The 18,798-nt window shown below is 70.0% G+C and carries 15 protein-coding genes; 7 read left to right on the forward strand and 8 right to left on the reverse strand.

All coding sequences use genetic code 11. From position 1 onward, the window contains the following. Positions 1 to 108 precede the first annotated feature (108 nt). Entirely contained in the window at positions 109 to 1,449 is a 1,341-nt protein-coding gene (locus ASG83_RS00660; RefSeq protein WP_055855878.1) for an MFS transporter, read from the forward strand. 100 nt (positions 1,450 to 1,549) lie between these two features. Beyond that, complete coding sequence (locus ASG83_RS00665) at positions 1,550 to 2,443, forward strand: hypothetical protein (protein ID WP_055855881.1); 894 nt, start codon at positions 1,550 to 1,552, stop codon at positions 2,441 to 2,443. 242 nt (positions 2,444 to 2,685) lie between these two features. On the opposite strand, the gene ASG83_RS12575 is transcribed toward ASG83_RS00665, so the two are convergent. Then, the gene (locus tag ASG83_RS12575) at positions 2,686 to 2,931 is read right to left on the reverse strand and encodes a hypothetical protein (protein WP_156710896.1); all 246 of its coding nucleotides are present in this window, start codon (positions 2,929 to 2,931) and stop codon (positions 2,686 to 2,688) included. A 23-nt stretch (positions 2,932 to 2,954) separates the two neighbouring features. Next, entirely contained in the window at positions 2,955 to 4,559 is a 1,605-nt protein-coding gene (locus ASG83_RS00670) for an RHS repeat-associated core domain-containing protein (protein WP_156710898.1), read from the reverse strand. 450 nt (positions 4,560 to 5,009) lie between these two features. Between ASG83_RS00670 and ASG83_RS00675 the strand changes: the two genes are divergently transcribed. From ASG83_RS00675 to ASG83_RS00690, 4 genes are all read left to right on the forward strand, one after another. Beyond that, positions 5,010 to 5,951, forward strand: a complete 942-nt coding sequence (locus tag ASG83_RS00675; protein WP_055855892.1) for a serine protease — start codon at positions 5,010 to 5,012, stop codon at positions 5,949 to 5,951. Between the two features lie 2,036 nt (positions 5,952 to 7,987). Beyond that, complete coding sequence (gene valS, locus ASG83_RS00680) at positions 7,988 to 10,579, forward strand: valine--tRNA ligase (RefSeq protein WP_055855893.1); 2,592 nt, start codon at positions 7,988 to 7,990, stop codon at positions 10,577 to 10,579. 84 nt (positions 10,580 to 10,663) lie between these two features. Next, positions 10,664 to 11,116, forward strand: coding sequence for a GNAT family N-acetyltransferase (locus ASG83_RS00685; RefSeq protein WP_055855896.1), 453 nt, complete (start codon positions 10,664 to 10,666; stop codon positions 11,114 to 11,116). Between the two features lie 2 nt (positions 11,117 to 11,118). Next, complete coding sequence (locus ASG83_RS00690; RefSeq protein WP_055858953.1) at positions 11,119 to 11,364, forward strand: hypothetical protein; 246 nt, start codon at positions 11,119 to 11,121, stop codon at positions 11,362 to 11,364. Positions 11,365 to 11,502: 138 nt separating this feature from the next. On the opposite strand, the gene ASG83_RS00695 is transcribed toward ASG83_RS00690, so the two are convergent. Together ASG83_RS00695 and ASG83_RS12835 are read right to left on the reverse strand one after the other, a co-directional pair. Further along, positions 11,503 to 11,724 carry a hypothetical protein gene (locus tag ASG83_RS00695; RefSeq protein WP_055855898.1) on the reverse strand — a complete coding sequence of 74 codons (222 nt, stop codon included), beginning with the start codon at positions 11,722 to 11,724 and terminating at the stop codon, positions 11,503 to 11,505. Next, entirely contained in the window at positions 11,721 to 12,389 is a 669-nt protein-coding gene (locus ASG83_RS12835) for a helix-turn-helix domain-containing protein (RefSeq protein WP_055855901.1), read from the reverse strand. The genes ASG83_RS00695 and ASG83_RS12835 overlap by 4 nt, the downstream gene beginning before the upstream one ends. 68 nt (positions 12,390 to 12,457) lie before the next feature. On the opposite strand from ASG83_RS12835, the gene ASG83_RS00705 reads away from it, so the two are divergent. Beyond that, the gene (locus ASG83_RS00705) at positions 12,458 to 14,488 is read left to right on the forward strand and encodes a M3 family metallopeptidase (protein ID WP_055855904.1); all 2,031 of its coding nucleotides are present in this window, start codon (positions 12,458 to 12,460) and stop codon (positions 14,486 to 14,488) included. 4 nt (positions 14,489 to 14,492) lie between these two features. Here the strand turns inward: ASG83_RS00705 and ASG83_RS00710 are convergent, their stop codons facing one another. The 4 genes from ASG83_RS00710 to ASG83_RS00725 are packed head-to-tail and all read right to left on the reverse strand — an operon-like array spanning position 14,493 to position 18,722. Then, the gene (locus ASG83_RS00710) at positions 14,493 to 15,791 is read right to left on the reverse strand and encodes a GNAT family N-acetyltransferase (protein WP_055855907.1); all 1,299 of its coding nucleotides are present in this window, start codon (positions 15,789 to 15,791) and stop codon (positions 14,493 to 14,495) included. A gap of 9 nt (positions 15,792 to 15,800) precedes the next feature. Continuing rightward, on the reverse strand, positions 15,801 to 16,997 hold the full coding sequence (locus ASG83_RS00715; RefSeq protein ID WP_055855910.1) for a benzoate/H(+) symporter BenE family transporter: 1,197 nt from the start codon (positions 16,995 to 16,997) through the stop codon (positions 15,801 to 15,803). A gap of 7 nt (positions 16,998 to 17,004) precedes the next feature. Further along, positions 17,005 to 17,313 carry a thiamine-binding protein gene (locus ASG83_RS00720; RefSeq protein WP_055855912.1) on the reverse strand — a complete coding sequence of 103 codons (309 nt, stop codon included), beginning with the start codon at positions 17,311 to 17,313 and terminating at the stop codon, positions 17,005 to 17,007. Further along, the gene (locus ASG83_RS00725) at positions 17,310 to 18,722 is read right to left on the reverse strand and encodes a glycosyltransferase 87 family protein (RefSeq protein ID WP_200959250.1); all 1,413 of its coding nucleotides are present in this window, start codon (positions 18,720 to 18,722) and stop codon (positions 17,310 to 17,312) included. The genes ASG83_RS00720 and ASG83_RS00725 overlap by 4 nt, the downstream gene beginning before the upstream one ends. Between the last annotated feature and the right edge of the window lie 76 nt (positions 18,723 to 18,798).

Here is an 18,798-nt window from a genome sequence, read left to right on the forward strand (position 1 = left end):
TGTGCGTCCATGGTACCGAACGCCCGAGGGCCGGCCGCCGGGAATACGCCCGGGCGTCACTACGCTGGTGTGCTTGTGACTACTGATACGCATGGCCAAGCGCCCACCATGCAGCCCCTGACCCCCGCCCCCTCCGACCCCCGCATCGCGCGTCGCGCCCGCTGGGCATCCCTCGTCGGCACCTCGCTCGAGTCGTACGACTTCTACCTGTTCGCGTACTTCTCGGCCTTCTTCGCCGGCCCGCTGTTCTTCGAGCCGCTCGGCCCCGTCGGCGCAAACCTCGCCGCGCTCGCGACGATCGGTGTCGCGTTCGTGATCCGCCCGATCGGCGCGATCGTCTTCGGCCACGTCGGCGACCGCATCGGCCGCCGCACGACCCTCATCGTGACGATCACGATGATGGGCGTCGCGACGGCGCTCATCGGCGTGCTGCCGACCTTCGACCAGGCCGGCTGGGTCGGCGCCGTGCTCCTCGTGCTGCTGCGCGTACTGCAGGGCGTGTCGCTCGGCGGCGAGTGGGGCGGCGCGATCCTCATCGCGACCGAGCACGAGACGAAGGCCAAGCGCGCGTTCGCCGCCGCGATGCCCCAGCTCGGCTCGCCCATCGGCTCGATCCTCTCGGCCGTCGCGTTTCTCTGGCTGACCCTGTCTCTCACGACGGAGGAGATCGGCGAGTGGGCGTGGCGCATCCCGTTCCTCACGGCGATCCCGCTGCTCGCGATCTCGCTCTACCTGCGCCTCGCGATCACCGAGACCCCGGTCTTCGCGGCCGTGAAGGGAGCCGGCCGTGCGCCGCGCATCCCCCTCGCCGCCCTGCTGCGTGCGCAGCCCGTCACGATCGTCGTCGCCGTGGGCGTCGCGCTGCTCGGCATCGGCTCGTACTCGCTCATGAACACCTACACGCTCAACTACGGCGCGGCGGTGCTCGGCTACGACTACTACCAGCTGCTCATCGCCACGACGATCGGCGGCCTGCTGCAGCTCGTGACGATCCCGCTGTTCGGAGCGTGGGCGACGCGCATCGGCTCGGGCCTCGTGATCGCGATCGGCGCGCTCGGCACGCTGCTCGTGTCGTTCCCGATCTACTTCTTCCTGCAGGACGCCTCGTTCGGCTTCCTCGTCGGCATGATGGTGATCGGCGGCATCCTGCCCACGATGAGCTGGGCGGCGCTCGGAGGCATCTTCACCGAGCTCTTCGACGAGCGCTACCGCTACTCGGCGCTCGGCTTCGCCTACGCGCTCGCCGCGGTCGTGGCCGGCTTCGTGCCGTATCTCACGGCCGAGCTCGGCGTCGCGACCGGCAACGCCTGGTGGCACCCGGCGATCGTGCTCGCGGGCATGTCGCTCATCACGCTCGTCGCCTCGCTCGTCGCGATCCGCATCCGCGTCGATCGCGATGAGGATGCGCCCGCCGTGACGGCTCCGGAGGTCGTCGGCGCCGAGCGCTGATCGGCGCTCCCCGCGCCACCCGCCTCCCCCGACCGCCCCCGCTCGCGCCCTACACTGGCCGCGACGGGGGCGGTCTCCGTCTCAGGGGACGGGGGCGACCATGGCCGACGAGCGAACGCCGAACGAGGATCCGACCGAGCCGCTGCGGCCGGTGAGCGGGGCGGATGCTGCGGGCGACGCCCCGACCGAGGCGTACGACGCCGTCGATGCCGGGGATGCCCCGACTCGCGCCTTCACCCGACCGCTCGACCAGCCCGGCGCCGTGCCGCCGGTCGCGCCGACTCCCCCGCCGCCGACCGCCCCGACCGAGATCTTCCGACCGGGCGGAGTCGGAGCGGCCGCCGGCCTCGGTGCCGGGGCCGCGGCGGGTGCTGCCGCCGGCGGCTTCCCGCGCTCGAGCGCGCCCATCGGGGCCGGGCCGGCTGCGGGCCCCGCCCCGGCGAGCGCCGCGACGGGATCGCGCCGCCTGAGCGGCGGGGCGATCGCGCTCATCGTGCTCGCGGTCATCCTGCTCATCGCGCTCGTCGTGCTCATCTTCGCCCTGCTCAACCGCGACGACGCGCCCGCACCGGTCGCGTCGGGCACGCCGAGCGCGAGCGCCTCGCCGTCGGATACGCCGTCGCCCTCGCCGACGCCGAGGGAGACCGAGGAGCCGTCGCCCTCGCCGACCCCGACCGAGACGAGCGCAGCCCCCGAGCCCGCCCCGGCGCCCGCGTTCACGATCTTCCAGGCGGAGAACACCGCCAACTGCCCCGATGAGAGCGGATCCGTTCCGCTGTTCTGGAGCTGGAGCATCGATGGCGCGACGACCGCGTGGTTCGGCATCGGCACCGACGACGCGCGGGCCGAGCCGTTCGAGGAGGTGCCGACGACGGCGACCTACGAGTTCGCGTACCAGTGCTCGGAGGAGAGCCAGCTCTACACGGTCTCGGCCGAGAACGCCGACGGGCTCGTGACGCACCGGACCGTCGAGGTCGTGCGCCTGCTGCCGTAGCGCGTGCGGCAGGCCAGACGTGCAGGAGCCCCGCGGCGTGGACGACCGCGGGGCTCCTGGCTTCTGGTCGGGCGGGGCTAGTTCGCCGCCGCCTGGTACGCCTGCTGGATGGCCGTGCCGATCGGTGCCTTAGGGCGCAGTGTCCGGTCCCACGAAGCTGATTGCGTCGAGATCTCGATAGCTCCGCAATTTCTGCACAGCCTGGAGGTCTTCACACTTTCGAAGCTAAAAGCCGCGCAGATTCAGAATAGCCTTGGTAGCCAGCCAAATATGAGCACCGAAATGCCGCCGAGCGCCAGAACTGTCCCTGCAACTCGAAACTGTCCCGGCGTTGACCGAGGCAGAGCTTTAGTTGCAGATTTTGTGCCCAGTGCCTTGAGCGCCTCGGAATTGATGGCTGCCACTTTCCTCGCATTTGCGAACATGGCCACTCCGACAAAAATCATCAGTGGGGGAATAACAAAGGCGGCCCAGTGCACATCTTCCATGGCGCAAATCCAATCTGGACAAATTATCCGAACAACTGCCAGGTATGTGATTGGTTGAGGCTACACCCGCCGCGAGCGCCGCCAGCCCATCCGGCTTCAGTTCCGTAATCTCCAGGCCCGCTCACGCTTCCACCTCCGTAGACGCCAATCGGCCCCAGAGTGCCGGCGCACTCGACTCCGGTAGAGGCGCCTGCGCCGATTCCTCCGCCGTGGCCGACGTTCACGCTGAGCCCCGCCGAGGCGCCGACCCCATAGCCGAGGGAGCCATAAATGTTGCCACTCGCGAAGGAAATCCCGCCGGAAACACATCCAAGAAGGCAGGCGTCGGCAGAGACTGCGAGACCGGTGCGGAGATTGGTGCCTGGGAGTTCCCGGATCTCGACTAATGGCGTGGGGCGAGACCGACCGCCTCCCTGACTGACGGCTGCAGGTTTTCTGGGCGGGCCGGAAATCAGCCGCGACAATAGAGACGGGCTGGCCGGTCGCCCCTTACGCCAAATGGAGCCCAGCGGGTCCCTTTTGGCGCCCTTATTCCCGATCCATTTCTCATAAGAATCGGCAGTGAACATTCCCGTCAGATCGAGCTTGTTTATGGGGTCGTTCGGATAGACGTAGTCGTTGTCCACCCCGCCCTCGACCGGGTCCACGCTCAAGAACCGCCCCAGCGCCGGCACGAACACCCGCGCACCCATCTGCACTATCGCGACCGACCCCTGATGCTCATACAGCTTGCGATCCTGACCCACAAAGGCATAGTCAGCACTCCCGGCAGCGTTGTCGATCACCGCATCATCCGCGCTGCTCGATCCGATCCGCCCCGTCGCCGGATCGATCGGCTGACCAAACGGGTCATACCGCACCAACTGCGCCCCACGCACTCCATCGCCATCCGCGGTCAGCACGATGTCGCCATGCATGTTCTGATACGACCACTGCTGCGCACCCGGCAGCATCCGCGCCGCCACCCCGCCCGGCAGAGCGACCGTGTACTCCTGAATTGCACCGGCCTCGTCCACGACCAGCGTCGAGACGTCCCCGGAGGCGGCATGAGCGTAGCGGACGCTCTCGGTGGACGTGGCACCCTCCTTCACCTCGCGCGCCACGATGCGGCTTCCCGCATCCCGCGTGTAGGTGATGGTCGTCTGCGACGGGCTGCCGACGCCGGTGATCGTGCGCCAATGACGATTCGCTGCGTCGTATGCCAGCTGCTGATCCGCCAACGTGATCGTATTGCCGCGCGCATCGTAGGCGAGCTCGGAGGCTGCCAGGCCATCCGCGACCGGGTTGGTCGTTGCCGCAGCCCCGGTCACGATCGAGCCCAGCAGGCGATCAGCGGCGTCATAGCAATACGTTGACGCGGTCGTCTCCACCGTACCTGATGCGGGGGTGAAGGAATCGGAGTACGAGGTGCGGTTGCCATTGCGCCCGGCACCCGCCACCGACCCGGCAAAACCCGCCGTCGAGCACGCCGCCGAAGAGTCCGTGAATCCATACTGCAAAGTGTGGTCCACCGCGCCATTCACCGAGAGGCTGGCCTTCACCAGACGCGCGGCGGCATCGAAGCCGAACACTCCCCGATAAGCCACACCCCCCGCAGCCGGATCACCGCTGGTGAGAGTGGAAGCCACGATCCGGCCCGACTGCGACCGGACCACGGCATCGGTCGGGACTGCTGAAGACTTAAGCGACTCCTGGCTTGAGGCGACGGGAGTCGCTGCTGGACGAATGTGCGCTGCGCCGAGAGACTGGCGCTTCCGAAGGCCTCAAGCGCTCGCGAGCCTGGCGCTACTTTCGACTGAATCCAGTGCCGTTGATGAGCGGGACCTAGAAAGGCCAGGGGCTTCCGCTAGTCGGCGCGGGTGCCAAGAAGACCGAGCCTCCTTGCGGTGCTCCAGATGCCGACTGACGACAGTACTAAGAGCAATGAGCCGCAAACCGAGATTGTCGTTAAGAGACAGACCTTTCTGTCTAACCGAGAAACCTCACCCCAGAGCGGGGGGTGACCGCCAGCATCGCATCACGTCATGATCGCGGTCCAGCCGGGCCGGCGACACGGCGGTCACCCCTGAAGGAGAACCATGACCACGCACGTCACGCGCGCTCGTCTGGGCGCGCTCGCCGCGCTCATGGCCGCCGCGCTGCTGTCCGCGCCGGCCACCGCCACCGCGGCTCCGAGCCAGAACGGCCTCGAGAACGGCATCGAGCGGCACGTCCCGGCGCACGCCGTCTCGGCCGCCGAGTACTGGACGGAGGAGCGCATGCGCTCCGCGATCCCCGCCGACGTCCTCGTCGCCGACAACGCCCGCGCCGCGAAGAACGCGAACCCGGGCAAGCCCGTCGAAGCCGGTCAGCCGCAGCGCATCCAGGCGCAGAAGCCGTCGGCGACGCGCTACTCGCCCGTCTCGCACATCGGCAAGGTCTTCTTCACCCTCAACGGCGGCAACTACGTCTGCTCGGGCAACGCGGTCTCCTCCGCCAACGAGCTCACCGTCTCGACCGCGGGCCACTGCGTCAACGAGGGAGGCGGGGCCTACGCCTCGCGCTGGATCTTCGTGCCCGCCTACGAGAACGGCCGCGCGCCGTACGGCCAGTGGACGGCCACCGAGCTCATCACGACCTCCGCCTGGGCGAACTCGGGCGACATCAGCTACGACGGCGCCTTCGCTGTCATGGCCCCCCTCAACGGCCGCACGCTGAGCGACACGGTCGGCGCGACGGGCGTCGGCTTCAACCTCTCCCGCGGGCTCGCCTACGAAGCCTTCGGCTACCCGGCAGCGCGGCCCTTCAACGGCGAGACGCTGCAGGGCTGCACGGGCACGGCGAAGCCCGACCCGTACAACCAGACGCTCTCGCAGGGCATCCCGTGCGACATGACGGGCGGCTCCTCGGGCGGACCGTGGTTCACGCAGGGCCTGCAGAACTCGGTCAACAGCTTCGGCTACTCGGGCGTGCGCAACACGATGTTCGGGCCGTACTTCGGCACGGCCATCCAGCAGGCCTACCAGGCGGCGGCGAACTAGCCCCGCCCCACAGGAAGCCAGGAGCCCCGCGGTCGTCCACGCCGCGGGGCTCCTGCACGTCGGTGTTTGTGGATAGCGGCAGCAGACGGGCCGCAGAGGACAGTACCGCGTGGTTACCGACCGTTCTGTCCATTCGTTATGCATCCGTTATCAACGGCATCTGTCACCCTGCGCGATTTGTGAAGATGCTTTGCTTTAACCACACCAGGTGAGCGGTCCTCCCAAATGCCCGTGGCGTCCGGAAGGCCAACGTTGGTCAGTGCTGCTCGTGGGTTGCTCGCCGTCGTCGTCGCGTCGATCACCAGTTTCTCTCTCATCTCATCGATGCTGATGTTCGTGGCCGTGGAGGCTGTCGCGGCGCCAGCACTCGCGGCGGGATCCGTGCTGGATCTGCCGTCCATCGGCTCCTCTGCTGCTCCTGATCGGGCATCGAGCACTCCTGCTGGAGATTTCTCATCCGTCGGGGATCCGGGCGCTCACGAGTTGGCCCCTGCGGGGCCAGAGGGAGCCGGCGCAAACGAAGCGGCCCTGAACGAATGGTTGGCGACTGCCACCGAAGCCGACGTCGTTCGCCGCTCGGAGTACGCGACGACATACCGCACCCCCGATGGATCGTTTGTCGATGTCACCACGCCGTATCCATCGAACGTTCGTGACGTCGACGACAGGTGGGTGCCAGGCCAGACTCGGCTCGAGGCAGCAGCGTCGGGATGGCGAACCGATAAGCACCCCCTGAATCCGCGTTTCGCCGATAGGGCGGATAGCTCACGAGCTGTCGTGCTCACCCGTGAGGGCCACGAGGTCACTTTCTCGCTCACGGGCGCCGGGCCGGGAACGGCGAGCACTCAGTCCTCGAACGGGAAGGTTCGCGACTCGCTGATCTTCCGCGGCATCGCGCCACAGGTCGACCTCGAGCATGTGGTGGAGCAGTCGAGCGTGAAGGAGACGGTGATACTCGCGACGCCGAACGCGGGGACATCGTCGTTGTTGAGAGTATTGACGCCGGGGAGACTCGGGAGGGGCGCGGNGTGGGATCCTCGGCATGGACGTTCTCGGGGCCTTGGTACTCCGGCCAGTAGTCATCATCAACCGAGCCAAATATCTGACACCAACGGAGGCAGACATCAAAAATCACCCGGCTGCCTTCTTCGCCCTGCTTCCCTTACCGCTAATCCCGCTAATTCTTTCCAGTCTCTCTTACCTAAGAAATCCCCAGAGCGACTCGGCCGTGCCCGCTTCGTGGATTGTTGCCATTTCAATGTACGCGTTACTGTTGATCTGGCTTCTTGGACGTCACCTGCAAGCTCGACATTTCACTCGGGAAGCACGTCGGCATCTTCAAGATGTCGTGGCGCTCGTCGGGCCCATCTCCGTTAGCGAAGGGGGTTATGGACAGCTTGATTTTCGGCAAGTAACTACTTCAATCTCGGCAATTGCATTGCGCCCGACCTCGACGGAGCTTCGGGTTTACGCGCCAACTTCGCCTCCAAGCGTCTACGCTCTACTTCAGAATCGACAGCTTGTAAGAGTTGAGCTTGATGCTAGCTGGCAGGNCGTTGGTCCATTTCGAGGTCTCTTACTGCCCTATCGCCGAACTGTGACCGAAATAGTCTTCCGGTTGAACTCACGACTTGAGATGGCGACACGCGAATAAGGTGAGCATAGCCACGTAATCTCAACCAAGGGCGACATCGAAAGGCGCATTTCTCGAGCGTCATCCGTCGCTGGTATCGCTCCGCCGTCAAGGCTCGGAAAGAACTTCTCTTCCGCGTAACTTGCGGTTTTACGTATGGGTGCTTTCTCGATGTGCCGATCTACGGTGACCGTGCGGACTTTGCCCCGCACGAGCCTCGCGGGTTGGTGCGTTATCCGAAGGGGTCAACAGAGTTGCTCGCTGCGAGAGGCCACTGGTCTCATTCGATCGAGGCTCTACCGGTGAGAACGGCGCTTGACGCTTCCTTGGATACGATGGAGTCACACCCACACCCAGGCACCCTTACCTCTGACACGGTGCCGCCCATACGGAGCGAGAACCCATGAGCAACGCCATCCCCGACAAGCCCGCCCTCGAGGGTCTCGAGCCGAAGTGGGGCGAGGTGTGGGAGGCTCAGGGCACCTACCGCTTTGACCGCGACGCCGCCCTCGTCGCCGGCTCCGACGCCGTGTACGCGATCGACACTCCCCCGCCGACCGCCTCGGGCTCCCTCCACATCGGCCACGTCTTCAGCTACACCCACATGGATCTCGCCGCGCGGTTCCAGCGCATGCGCGGCCAGCACCTCTTCTACCCGATGGGGTGGGATGACAACGGGCTGCCGACCGAGCGCAGGGTGCAGAACTACTACGGCGTGCGCTGCGAGCCGGCCCTCCCCTACGACCCCGACTTCACGCCTCCCTTCGAGGGCGGCGGCACGAGCGGCAAGCCCGCCGACCAGGTGCCCGTGAGCCGCCGCAACTTCATCGAGCTGTGCGAGCGCCTCACCGTCGAGGACGAGAAGCAGTTCGAGGACCTCTGGCGAGCGCTCGGCCTGAGCGTCGACTGGACCCAGACCTACCGGACGATCGGCGACGAGGCGCAGCGTGTCGCGCAGCGCGCCTTCCTGCGCAACCTCGCCCGCGGCGAGGCCTACCGCGCCGACGCCCCCACGCTGTGGGACATCACCTTCCGCACCGCCGTCGCGCAGGCCGAGCTCGAGGACAAGGAGATGCCCGGTGCGTACCACCGGGTGAGCTTCCACACGCCCGACGGCGGGACGATCGAGATCGAGACCACGCGCCCCGAGCTCATCGCCGCGTGCGTCGCCCTCGTCGCCCACCCCGACGACGAGCGCTACCAGCCCTACTTCGGCACGACCGTGCGCACGCCCCTCTTCGGCGTCGAGGTGCCCGTCGTCGCCCACCACCTCGCCCAGCAGGACAAGGGCTCCGGCATCGCCATGGTGTGCACCTTCGGCGACGTGACCGATGTGGTGTGGTGGCGGGAGCTCGACCTGCCGACGCGCCCGATCCTCGGAAAGGACGGCCGCATCCTCGCCGATGCCCCGGAGGGCATCGAGGGCGACGCCCTCGCGGTCTACGGCGAGCTCGCCGGCACGACCGTGTTCAGCGCGAAGGCCCGCATGGTCGAGCTGCTGCGCGAGTCGGGCGACCTGCACGGCGACCCGCGGCCCATCACGCACCCCGTGAAGTTCTTCGAGAAGGGCGACAAGCCGCTCGAGATCGTCACCACGCGCCAGTGGTACATCGCCAACGGCGCACGCGACGAGGGCCTGCGCGAGCGGCTGCTCGAGAACGGCCGCCAGATCGCCTTCCACCCCGACTTCATGCGCGTGCGGTACGAGAACTGGGTCGGCGGGCTCTCGGGCGACTGGCTCATCTCACGCCAGCGCTTCTTCGGCGTGCCCATCCCCGTCTGGTACCGCCTCGACGAGAACGGCGAGCAGACGGGCGACCCGATCGTGCCGACCGAGGACATGCTGCCCGTCGACCCGTCATCGATGCCCGCCCCCGGGTTCGACGAGGCCCAGCGCGGCCAGCCGGGCGGCTTCATCGGGGAGGTCGACATCATGGACACGTGGGCGACCTCCTCGCTCACCCCGCAGATCGCGGCGAAGTGGGAGGACGACCCGGAGCTGTTCGACCTGGTCTTCCCGTACGACCTGCGCAGCCAGGGTCAGGACATCATCCGCACCTGGCTGTTCTCGACCGTGCTGCGCGCCGAGCTCGAGCACGGCACGGTGCCGTGGAAGCACGCCGGCATCTCGGGCTTCATCGTCGACCCCGACCGCAAGAAGATGTCGAAGTCGAAGGGCAACGTCGTCACGCCGCAGGGCATGCTCGACGAGCACGGCTCCGACGCGGTGCGCTACTGGGCCGCCAGCTCGCGCCTCGGCACCGACGCGGCCTTCGACCCGCAGAACCCCAAGCAGATGAAGATCGGCCGGCGCCTCGCGATCAAGGTGCTCAACGCCGCGAAGTTCGTCTACTCATTCCCCGTGCCGGCGGGCGACGCGGTCGTCACCGACCCGCTCGACGTCGACATGCTCGCGACCCTCGGCGACGTCGTGCGCCAGGCGACGAAGGCCTACGAGGAGTACGACCACGCCCGCGCCCTCGAGCTGACCGAGCAGTTCTTCTGGACGTTCTGCGACGACTACCTCGAGCTCGTGAAGGAGCGCGCCTACGGCTCCACGCCCGGCGATGAGTCGGATCGCGTCGACGGGCAGGCGAGCGCCGTGACCGCGCTGCGCCGCGCGGTCGACGTCATGCTGCGCCTGCTCGCGCCGGTCATCCCCTTCGCCACGGAGGAGGTGTGGAGCTGGACCCACGACGACAGCGTGCACCGCGCGGCCTGGCCGACGGTCAACGAGCTCGGCGTCGACGCCGCCCCGAGCGGGCTGCTGCCGCTCGTCTCGGCCGCCCTCATCGGGATCCGTCGCGCGAAGACCGACGCGAAGGCCTCGCAGAAGACGCCCGTCGCGCACGCGACGATCTCGGCGCCGCTCCTGCTCGCCGAGGCCGCCGGCGACCTCAAGGCCGTCGGGCGCATCGACACGCTCGACATCCAGCAGGGCGAGAGCGTCGAGGTGCTCGCGATCGAGCTTGGCTCCCTGCCCGAGGCGCCGTAGCCCGCGCCCTGCTCGTGCGAGCCTCTCGCGACGCGCGCCCCGCCGTTTCCTCGGCCGGGGCGCGCGCCGTGGTTCACTGAGCGCATGACCGTTAGCCCCCTGACAATCCGGCCGATCGCCGCCGCCGATCGCGACGCGTGGCAGCGGCTCTTCCTCGCCTACGGCGCGTTCTACGAGACCGCTTTCGAGGCGGCCGTCATCGACGGCGTCTGGGCCTGGCTGATGGATGCCCGCCACCCGCTGACCGCGTTCGTCGCGGAGATCGACGGGGAGGTCCGCGGCTTCGCGCACGTGCGCGAGCAGCCCGACACCTTCACCGCCGGGCCCGGCTGGTTCCTCGACGACCTGTACGTCGACGAGGAGCTGCGCGGCACGGGCGCCGGGACCGCGCTCCTCGACGCGGTCGCCGCGCACGCGACCGCGCACGGCGGCGGAACCCTGCGCTGGATCACCGCGCACGACAACGACCGCGCCCAGCGCGTGTACGACCGGCTCGCGACCCGCACGAGCTGGGTGACCTACGAGAAGGAGTGCTGAGCATGCAGCTCGGAACCCGTTGGACCGTGGGCGGCGAGCCGCCGGCCCGCGTGAGCCCCGCCGTCCGCGCGGCGATCCGCGCCGTCGAGGGCGACCTGCTCGGGCGCGACACGACGCAGTGGCGCTGGACCCTCACGTGGCTGGAGGGGCGACCCGTGGTCGAGCTCGACGACGGGACGGTCATCCGCGAAGGGCACGACGGAAGCGTCACGACGACGCTCGACGACGACGCGACGCACGACGCCTGAGACGGCTCGCGCCGGAGACGGCCGGCGCCGGAGACGGCCGGCGCCGGAGACGGCCGCGTCGGCGGATGCACCGGAGACGCGAAACGGGCGCGCCGACCAGGAGGGATCGGCGCGCCCGTTGATCGTGGGGCGGCGGGGCTACTGCACGAAGCCGTAGCGGAAGCCGTCGCGGGTGCGGCGCACGGCGTTCTCCGTCGCGATGAGGCGAGCCTGCTCGTCGTGCCCGCTGACCGCGGCGCGCGCGCCCGACCAGGTGAGCAGGGCGAGGCCGGCACTCAGAGCGAGGCGGCGGAGAACGGGAGTGCGCCGGCGCGGCAGCTGGATGGTGATCATGCCCGTGCTCATGGTGACGGCGGTCATGCTCGCTCCTCCTTCGCGGTGTCGGTGGTGTCGGACGGGGTTTCGGGGGTGCTGCCGTCGGTGGGGGTGTCTCCCTCTGCAGGGACCTCCACTCCGTCGACGACCGGGAAGGCGTAGAACTGCACGAGCGCGGGGCGCGAGCCCGGCACCCGCTGACCGCGGTGCTTCTCGACGAACTCGTGGACGAGCTCGCCGACGTCGTGGTGGAGCTGAGCGAGCTGCTCGGCGGTGACGTGGACGTTCGACATGGTGATGCTCGAGGCGTGCTGCCACTCCTCGCTCAGCTCGGTCATGCCGCGCTCGATGAAGTCGCGGAAGTACTGCTCGCGGTGGTGGGCGAACTCGCGCATGACGATGCGCGAGACCTCGCGGCCCGTCTCGCTCCTGCCCGTCTCCTCGTCACCGAGGTAGATGGGGGCCTGGACGCGCTGCCACCAGCGCTCGCGGCCGGTGCCCTTCTCCGCGAGCTCCTCCACGTAGCCGTGCTTCTCGAGCTGGCGGAGGTGGTAGCTCGTCGATCCGCTCGACTCGCCGAGCCGCTCGGCGAGCATGCTCGCGGTCTGCGGGCCGTACGTCGAGAGCGCGTCGATGATCGTGACGCGAAGGGGGTGCGCGAGGGCCTTGAGGCCTTCGAGGTCTGCCCTGCCGTTCGGATCGGGTCCCATGACTGCAAAGATACGCTTGCAAAAGAGTCTTTNGCGGCTGCGGCGGCGGCCGGCCCTAGGGTGAACGGATGAGCAATCCCTTCCTCTCCCCCAGCACCCTGCCGTACCAGCTGCCGCCCTTCGCCGAGATCAGCGACGATCACTTCGGCCCCGCGATCGAGCAGGGCATGGCCGAGCAGCGCGCCGAGATCGCCGCGATCACCGCGCAGACCGAGCCGGCGACCTTCGCCAACACCATGGAGCCCCTCGAGCGCAGCGGCCAGCTGCTCACGCGCGTACTGCGCGTGTTCTTCAACAAGAGCTCGGCCGACTCGAACGACGCGAGCAACGCGCTCGAGGAGGAGTTCGCGCCGAAGCTCGCCGCCCACGAGGACGCCATCACGCTCGACTCCGCGCTCTACGCGCGCATCGCCGCGCTCCACGAGCAGCGCGACAGCCTCGAGCTCACGCCCGAGCAGCGGTACCTCATCGAGCGCCGCCACACCGTCATGACCCTCGCCGGCGCGGGCCTCGACGACGCGCAGAAGGCGCGACTCAGTGACCTCAACTCGCGACTCTCGGTGCTGCAGACCCGCTTCGAGAAGAACCTCCTCGCCGACACCAACGACCTCGCCGTGGTGATCGACGACGTCGCCGAGCTCGACGGGCTCACCCCCGGCGAGATCTCGGCCGCGGCGCAGGCGGCCGCCGATCGCGGGCTCGAGGGCAAGCACCTCGTCACCCTCGTGCTGCCGACGGGGCACCCGTGGCTGGCCTCCCTCACGAACCGCGACGTCCGCGAGCGGATCATGTCGGCATCCCGCGCCCGCGCCGCGCGCGGCAACGAGCACGACAACAGCGCCGTGCTGCTCGAGATCGCGCGGCTGCGCGCCGAGCGCGCCGAGCTGCTCGGCTTCGAGAACCACGCCGCCTTCGTGACCGCCGACGGCACCGCGAAGACGCCCGCGCGCGTCGCCGAGATGCTCGAGAAGCTCGCGCCCGCCGCCGCTCGCAACGCCCGCGCCGAGCAGGAGAAGCTCGAGCGACAAGCCGGTCACCCGATCGGGGCGCACGACTGGGCCTTCTACAGCGAGCGCGTGCGCACGGCCGAGTTCGACGTCGACACCGCCGCCCTCCGCCCCTACTTCGAGGCCGAGCGCGTGCTCCAGCAGGGCGTGTTCGCCGCCGCGACGAAGGTCTTCGGCATCACGTTCGAGGAGCGCCCCGACCTCACGGGCTACCACCCCGACGTGCGCGCCTTCGAGGTGCGCAACGAGGACGGCTCCGAGCTCGGCCTCTACCTGCTCGACCTGTTCACGCGCGACAGCAAGCGCGGCGGCGCCTGGATGAACGAGCTCATCGGCCAGAACGCGCTGCTCGACCACCCGACGATCGTCGTCAACAACCTCAACGTGCCCAAGCCCGCCGCGGGCGAGCCGGCGCTGCTGACCTTCGACGAGGTCAACACGTTCTTCCACGAGTTCGGCCACGCGCTGCACGGCCTGTTCGCGCACGTCACCTATCCGTCGTTCACGGGCACGAACGTGTACCGCGACTTCGTCGAGTTCCCCAGCCAGGTGAACGAGATGTGGATGCTCTGGCCCGAGATCGTCAACGACTACGCCGTCCACCACGTCACGGGAGAGCCGATCCCCGCCGAGACCCTCGACCGCATCCGGGCGAGCGAGACCTGGGGCGAGGGCTTCAAGACGAGCGAGTACCTCGCCGCGGCCCTGCTCGACCAGGCCTGGCACACGCTCAGCGCCGCCGAGGCCGCCGCCGTGACGGATGTCGCCGCGTTCGAGGCCGAGGCGCTCGCGCGCGTGGGTCTCGACAACCCCGCGGTGCCGACCCGCTACAGCTCGACCTACTTCGCCCACGTGTTCTCGGGCGGGTACTCGGCCGGCTACTACAGCTACATCTGGAGCGAGGTGCTCGACGCCGACACCGTCGAGTGGTTCAAGGAGAACGGCGGACTCACGCGCGCCAACGGCGACCGGTTCCGCCAGTACGTGCTCGGGCTCGGCGGCGCTGGCGACCCGCTCGAGGCCTACCGCGAGTTCCGCGGCCGCGACGCCGTCATCGAGCCGCTGCTGACGCGACGCGGGCTCGCCGCCTGAGCGGCTAGAACCAGAAGCCCAGGCACGGCGGCACGGGAGTGACCGCCATGCCGTGCAGGCGCTCGACCGCCGCCGCGTCGCCCTCGAGGCGACCGGCGGCGGCGAGCGTGATCGGGCTCGCGCCGCCGAGCAGGAGCGAGCTCAGCGCATCGATGCCGAGGCTCACGTCGGCCGGCTCGTCCGTCGTCGTCACGCGCGCGGCGCCCGCGTCGTCGACCTCGAGCGCGAACCGCCCGCCGGCCAGACCGAGGTCGTCGGCGACGTCGAGCACGACGCGGCCGGCCCGCTGCCACCGACGGCCCTCGAGGCACCTCGGCACGTCGAGGATGCGCGCCCACAGGTGGTCGGTGACCGACCGCGTGAGCACGGCACGGGCATCCGCGACCATCCACTTCACGGGCTCGTCGACGCTCCGCTGGTGGGCGACCACCTCGTGGACGAGGTCGAGCTCGAGCACGTAGCGCCACAGCGCGGCGTAGGCGTCGGGGGTCTCGGCGATGAGGTCGATGATCTCGACCGGGTGCTTCGTGAAGTCGGCGCCGGCGTCCTTGACGCGGTACACCGCGAAGCCCTGCGGCTCGCCCGCCTCGTCGTCGTAGCGCACGACACGGAGGTCGGCCGACGTCGACGCCTGCGAGGGGCGGAGGCCGAGCTGGCGATCCCAATGACCGCCCCAGGTCGGGATGCCGCCCGCGACCCGCGCGCGCTCCTCCAGATCGAGCGCGATCGCGCGGGTGCTCTCGCGCGAGATGAGGTGCACGCGGCCCGCGGGGGTCGGCCCGACCCAGCGCGCGCGCTTCGTGTCGACGACGAGCTCGGCCGACCACGTGGCGGGGCCGAAGCCGTAGCGGCCGTAGATCGTCGACTCGGAGACGGTGAGGATCGCGAGCGGCGTGCCGTTCGCGATCGCCGCGCGCAGCTCGCCCTCGAGGAGCCCGCGCGCGATGCCGCGCCGCCGGTGGGTCGGGGCGACCGTCACGACGCTGATCGCCCACGCCTCGAGGTCGCGGTCGCCCGGCACGCGCAGCGGCGTCGGCCAGCTGTCGACCGTCGCGACGGGCACCTCGGGCTCGGCGGCCGAGTCGTCCCAGACGCCGATCGCGCGCCGCTCGCGCGACGACTCGCGCATCTCGACGAGCGCCTGATCCTCCGGCGCTCCGCCGTGGAACCCGCGGGCGACCGCCTGCGAGAACGCGTCCTGCCGGGCGGTGTCGTCGCCGACGAGCTCGTAGCGCAGGCCCTGGCGGGCGAGGGCGTCGTGCGAGGCGGGGTCGGCGGGGAGGGTGCGGAAGTCGGCGTGCATCCGCCCAGGCTAGTGAGGCTCGGGGGCCTCCGACAGCTCCTCCGGTTCGCGCCCGCGCGTCGGCCGCCAGGTCGTCACGGCCAGTACGAGGGCGCCGACGACGAGACCCCAGAACGCGCTGCCGATGCCCGCGACGACGACGCCCGAGGCCACGACGATCAGGGTCGCCGCCGCGGTCAGCCGCGTCTCGGGCGACTCGAACGCGCTCACGAGGCTCGTCGTCAGGGCGCCGAGCAGGGCGAGGCCCGCGACGGCGATGATGAGGATGGGCGGGGCCGCGGCGACGACGGCCGTCGCGACCCCCGCGGCGAGGCCGAGCAGCACGTAGGTGACGCCTCCGGCTACGGGTGCGACCCAGCGCCGTCGCGGGTCGGGGTGCGCGTCCGGCCCCGCCATGAGCGCCGCCGTGATCGCGGCGAGGTTGAGGGCGTAGCCGCCGAGCACGGCGACCGCCGCCGTCATGCCGCCCGACGCGACGAGGATCGCCCGCGCGGGAACCGGCTCGAACCGGAAGGTGCGGAGCACCGCGAAGCCCGGGACGTTCTGGCCCGCCATCGTGACGATGAACAGCGGGACTCCGAGCGAGACGATCACGAGCGGGTCCAGGGCGGGGAGCGTCACGGCGAGGGCGGGCGCGAGGCCCGCGTCGAGCATCCCGCTGCCGGTCGCGGTGATCGCGATGCCGACGACCGCGACGAGCATCGCCGCGGGAACGGCCCACCGGGGCGCGAGCCGCACGAGCACGAGCCAGACGAGCACGACCGGGATCGCCAGGAGCGGCTCGTCGATGACCGCCGTGACCGGGGCGAGGCAGATGGGGAAGAGGATGCCCGCGAGCATCGCACCCGCGAGCGGCATCGGGATGCGCGTCATCGCCCGCCCGAGCGCGCCCCACAGACCCGTGAGAGCGATGAGGATCCCGCAGACCAGGAACGCGCCGATCGCCGCGGCGTACGAGCCCGTCGTGCCCTCGGCCGCGATGAGGAGCGCTGCGCCCGGCGTCGACCACGCGAACGACAGCGGCAGCCGGTAGCGCCACGAGAGGGCGATCGCGAGCACCGCTTGCCCGAGGCACAGTGCGAGCAGTCCCGAGGCGGCCTCGGCGGGGCTCGCACCGACCGCGATGAGCCCGGCGATGACGAGCGCGAACGAGCTCGCGAACCCGGTGACGGCGCCGATCACCCCGGCGATGACGGGCTGCAGCATCGAGGGGCTACGCCTCGTGGCGCGCGATCGCGGCCTCGAGGCGCTCGACCTTGCCGTCGAGCTCGCCGACGTGGCCGGGGCGGATGTCGGCCTTGAGCACGAGCGAGACGCGCGTGCCGTAGGCGCCGACCGCCTCGGTCGCGCGCCGCACGACCTCCATGACCTCGTCCCACTCCCCCTCGACCTCGGTGAACATGCTGCTCGTGCGGTTCGGCAGCCCCGATTCCCGCACGACGCGCACGGCGGCGGCGACCGCGTCATGCACCGAGTCCGTCGAGGATCCGCCCGAGGGGGCGACCGAGAAGGCGACGATCATGAGTGGGGCTCCCTGTCTCTCGCGCGGCCCGCGGGGCCGTCGACCTCCAGCGTGCCACGACGGGCGCGGGGCGGATGCTCGGCGCCCGTCGCTCCGGACCGCCACGCCCGCACCACCGCGACGACCGCCCACACCAGCAGCACGACGTCGAGCGCGTTGCGGAGGGTCAGGATCACCACGAGCGGAGTCTGCAGGCCCAGCAGCTCGCCGTACTGGAACGGGTACACGGCCTGCGTGAGCGCGCCGATCGCGAGCGCGAGCCCGGCGGGCACGGCGAAGGACGCGCCGCCGCGCGCCCGCCACAGGACGCCGAGGAGGATCGGCGCCGCGAGCCACGTGCCGAACTGCGGCGAGCCGACCTTGTTGACGACGATGAGCGCGGCGACGAGCGCGAGAGCGAGAGCCGGGACGAGCCGCACCTCGGGCGCGCCCGCGCGCAGCGCGAGCAGGCCGAGCGCGACGATCGCGAGCACGACGATCGCGAGTAGCGGCGTCGCGAGCGCTGCCGCCTGCTGCGAGCCCTCGCCGAACACCTGCCAGGTGAGTATGTCGCGGTCGTAGTAGACGCGCGCGCTCCACTCCCCCGCCCACGCCGCCCACAGCCACGGCGTCGTGAGCGGCGCCTCGACCTGCAGGCCGCGCCCCGACTGCTCGGTGAGCGGCGACAGCAGCGAGGCGCCCGCGCCGACCGCGAGCCCGCCCGCGACGACGACCATCGTCACGGCGACCGTCGCGAGCACGACGCGCGCGCGCTCGCGCAGCCCGATGACCGCGGCGAGGAGGATCGCGGCGGGCCACACCTTGATCCACGCCGCGACGGCGAGGAGCCCGGCGGCGGTCCGGGGGTGGCGGGCGAGCAGGGCGACCGCGGCGACTGCGAGAGGAGCCGTGATCGAGTCGATGCGGCCGAGCGCGATCGGTCCGAGGGCGAGGAGGAAGAGCATCCACCACCAGGCGGCGGCCGCATCGCGCACGCGACGGCCGGTGCCCGCGATGACGAGCAGGGCGCCCGCGTTCATGAGCATGACGATCACGAGCCAGACGACCGGGTACGGGTCGGGGCCGAACGCGTAGGCGGCGAGCATCGGCACGAGCGCGACGATCGGGTACACCCACGACGAGTCGATGCCGACCCAGTCGTTCGCGATGAGGCCCTGCTCGACCCAGAAGCGGTACACGAGCGTCACGTCGCCGAGCGGCAGCCCGGGGCCGAGAAGGTTGTAGGCGATGAGCCACAGGTGGATGACGCCGAACGCCGACCACAGGGCGAGGGGATGCGCGCCCAGCTCGGCGAGGCCGCGGGCGACGGCGACCCGCGCCGTGCGCGCCCGCGCCGTGCGCGCGTCCGAGGTGCCCGCCCGCGCCGTGCGCGCGTCCGCCGTGGGGCGCTCGCTGCGGGGCTCGGTCACCGGCCCAGCGTAGTGGCGGGTGCGCGCACGACCGCTCGCCCGCGCACGCCACCCGCGCCCTCCACCCTTGACGATG

It is taken from the genome of Yonghaparkia sp. Soil809 (assembly GCF_001429705.1).
Lineage (GTDB): Bacteria > Actinomycetota > Actinomycetes > Actinomycetales > Microbacteriaceae > Microcella.

Excerpts from the sequence above, each read along its gene's own strand:
- valS (WP_055855893.1), top strand. The coding sequence starts at position 7,988 with ATGAGCAACGCCATCCCCGACAAGCCCGCCCTCGAGGGTCTCGAGCCG.
- ASG83_RS00685 (WP_055855896.1), top strand. The coding sequence starts at position 10,664 with ATGACCGTTAGCCCCCTGACAATCCGGCCGATCGCCGCCGCCGATCGC.
- ASG83_RS00665 (WP_055855881.1), top strand. The coding sequence starts at position 1,550 with ATGGCCGACGAGCGAACGCCGAACGAGGATCCGACCGAGCCGCTGCGG.
- ASG83_RS12575 (WP_156710896.1), bottom strand. The coding sequence starts at position 2,931 with ATGGAAGATGTGCACTGGGCCGCCTTTGTTATTCCCCCACTGATGATT.
- ASG83_RS00660 (WP_055855878.1), top strand. The coding sequence starts at position 109 with ATGCAGCCCCTGACCCCCGCCCCCTCCGACCCCCGCATCGCGCGTCGC.
- ASG83_RS12835 (WP_055855901.1), bottom strand. The coding sequence starts at position 12,389 with ATGGGACCCGATCCGAACGGCAGGGCAGACCTCGAAGGCCTCAAGGCC.
- ASG83_RS00720 (WP_055855912.1), bottom strand. The coding sequence starts at position 17,313 with ATGATCGTCGCCTTCTCGGTCGCCCCCTCGGGCGGATCCTCGACGGAC.
- ASG83_RS00710 (WP_055855907.1), bottom strand. The coding sequence starts at position 15,791 with ATGCACGCCGACTTCCGCACCCTCCCCGCCGACCCCGCCTCGCACGAC.
- ASG83_RS00690 (WP_055858953.1), top strand. The coding sequence starts at position 11,119 with ATGCAGCTCGGAACCCGTTGGACCGTGGGCGGCGAGCCGCCGGCCCGC.
- ASG83_RS00695 (WP_055855898.1), bottom strand. The coding sequence starts at position 11,724 with ATGACCGCCGTCACCATGAGCACGGGCATGATCACCATCCAGCTGCCG.
- ASG83_RS00705 (WP_055855904.1), top strand. The coding sequence starts at position 12,458 with ATGAGCAATCCCTTCCTCTCCCCCAGCACCCTGCCGTACCAGCTGCCG.
- ASG83_RS00715 (WP_055855910.1), bottom strand. The coding sequence starts at position 16,997 with ATGCTGCAGCCCGTCATCGCCGGGGTGATCGGCGCCGTCACCGGGTTC.
- ASG83_RS00675 (WP_055855892.1), top strand. The coding sequence starts at position 5,010 with ATGACCACGCACGTCACGCGCGCTCGTCTGGGCGCGCTCGCCGCGCTC.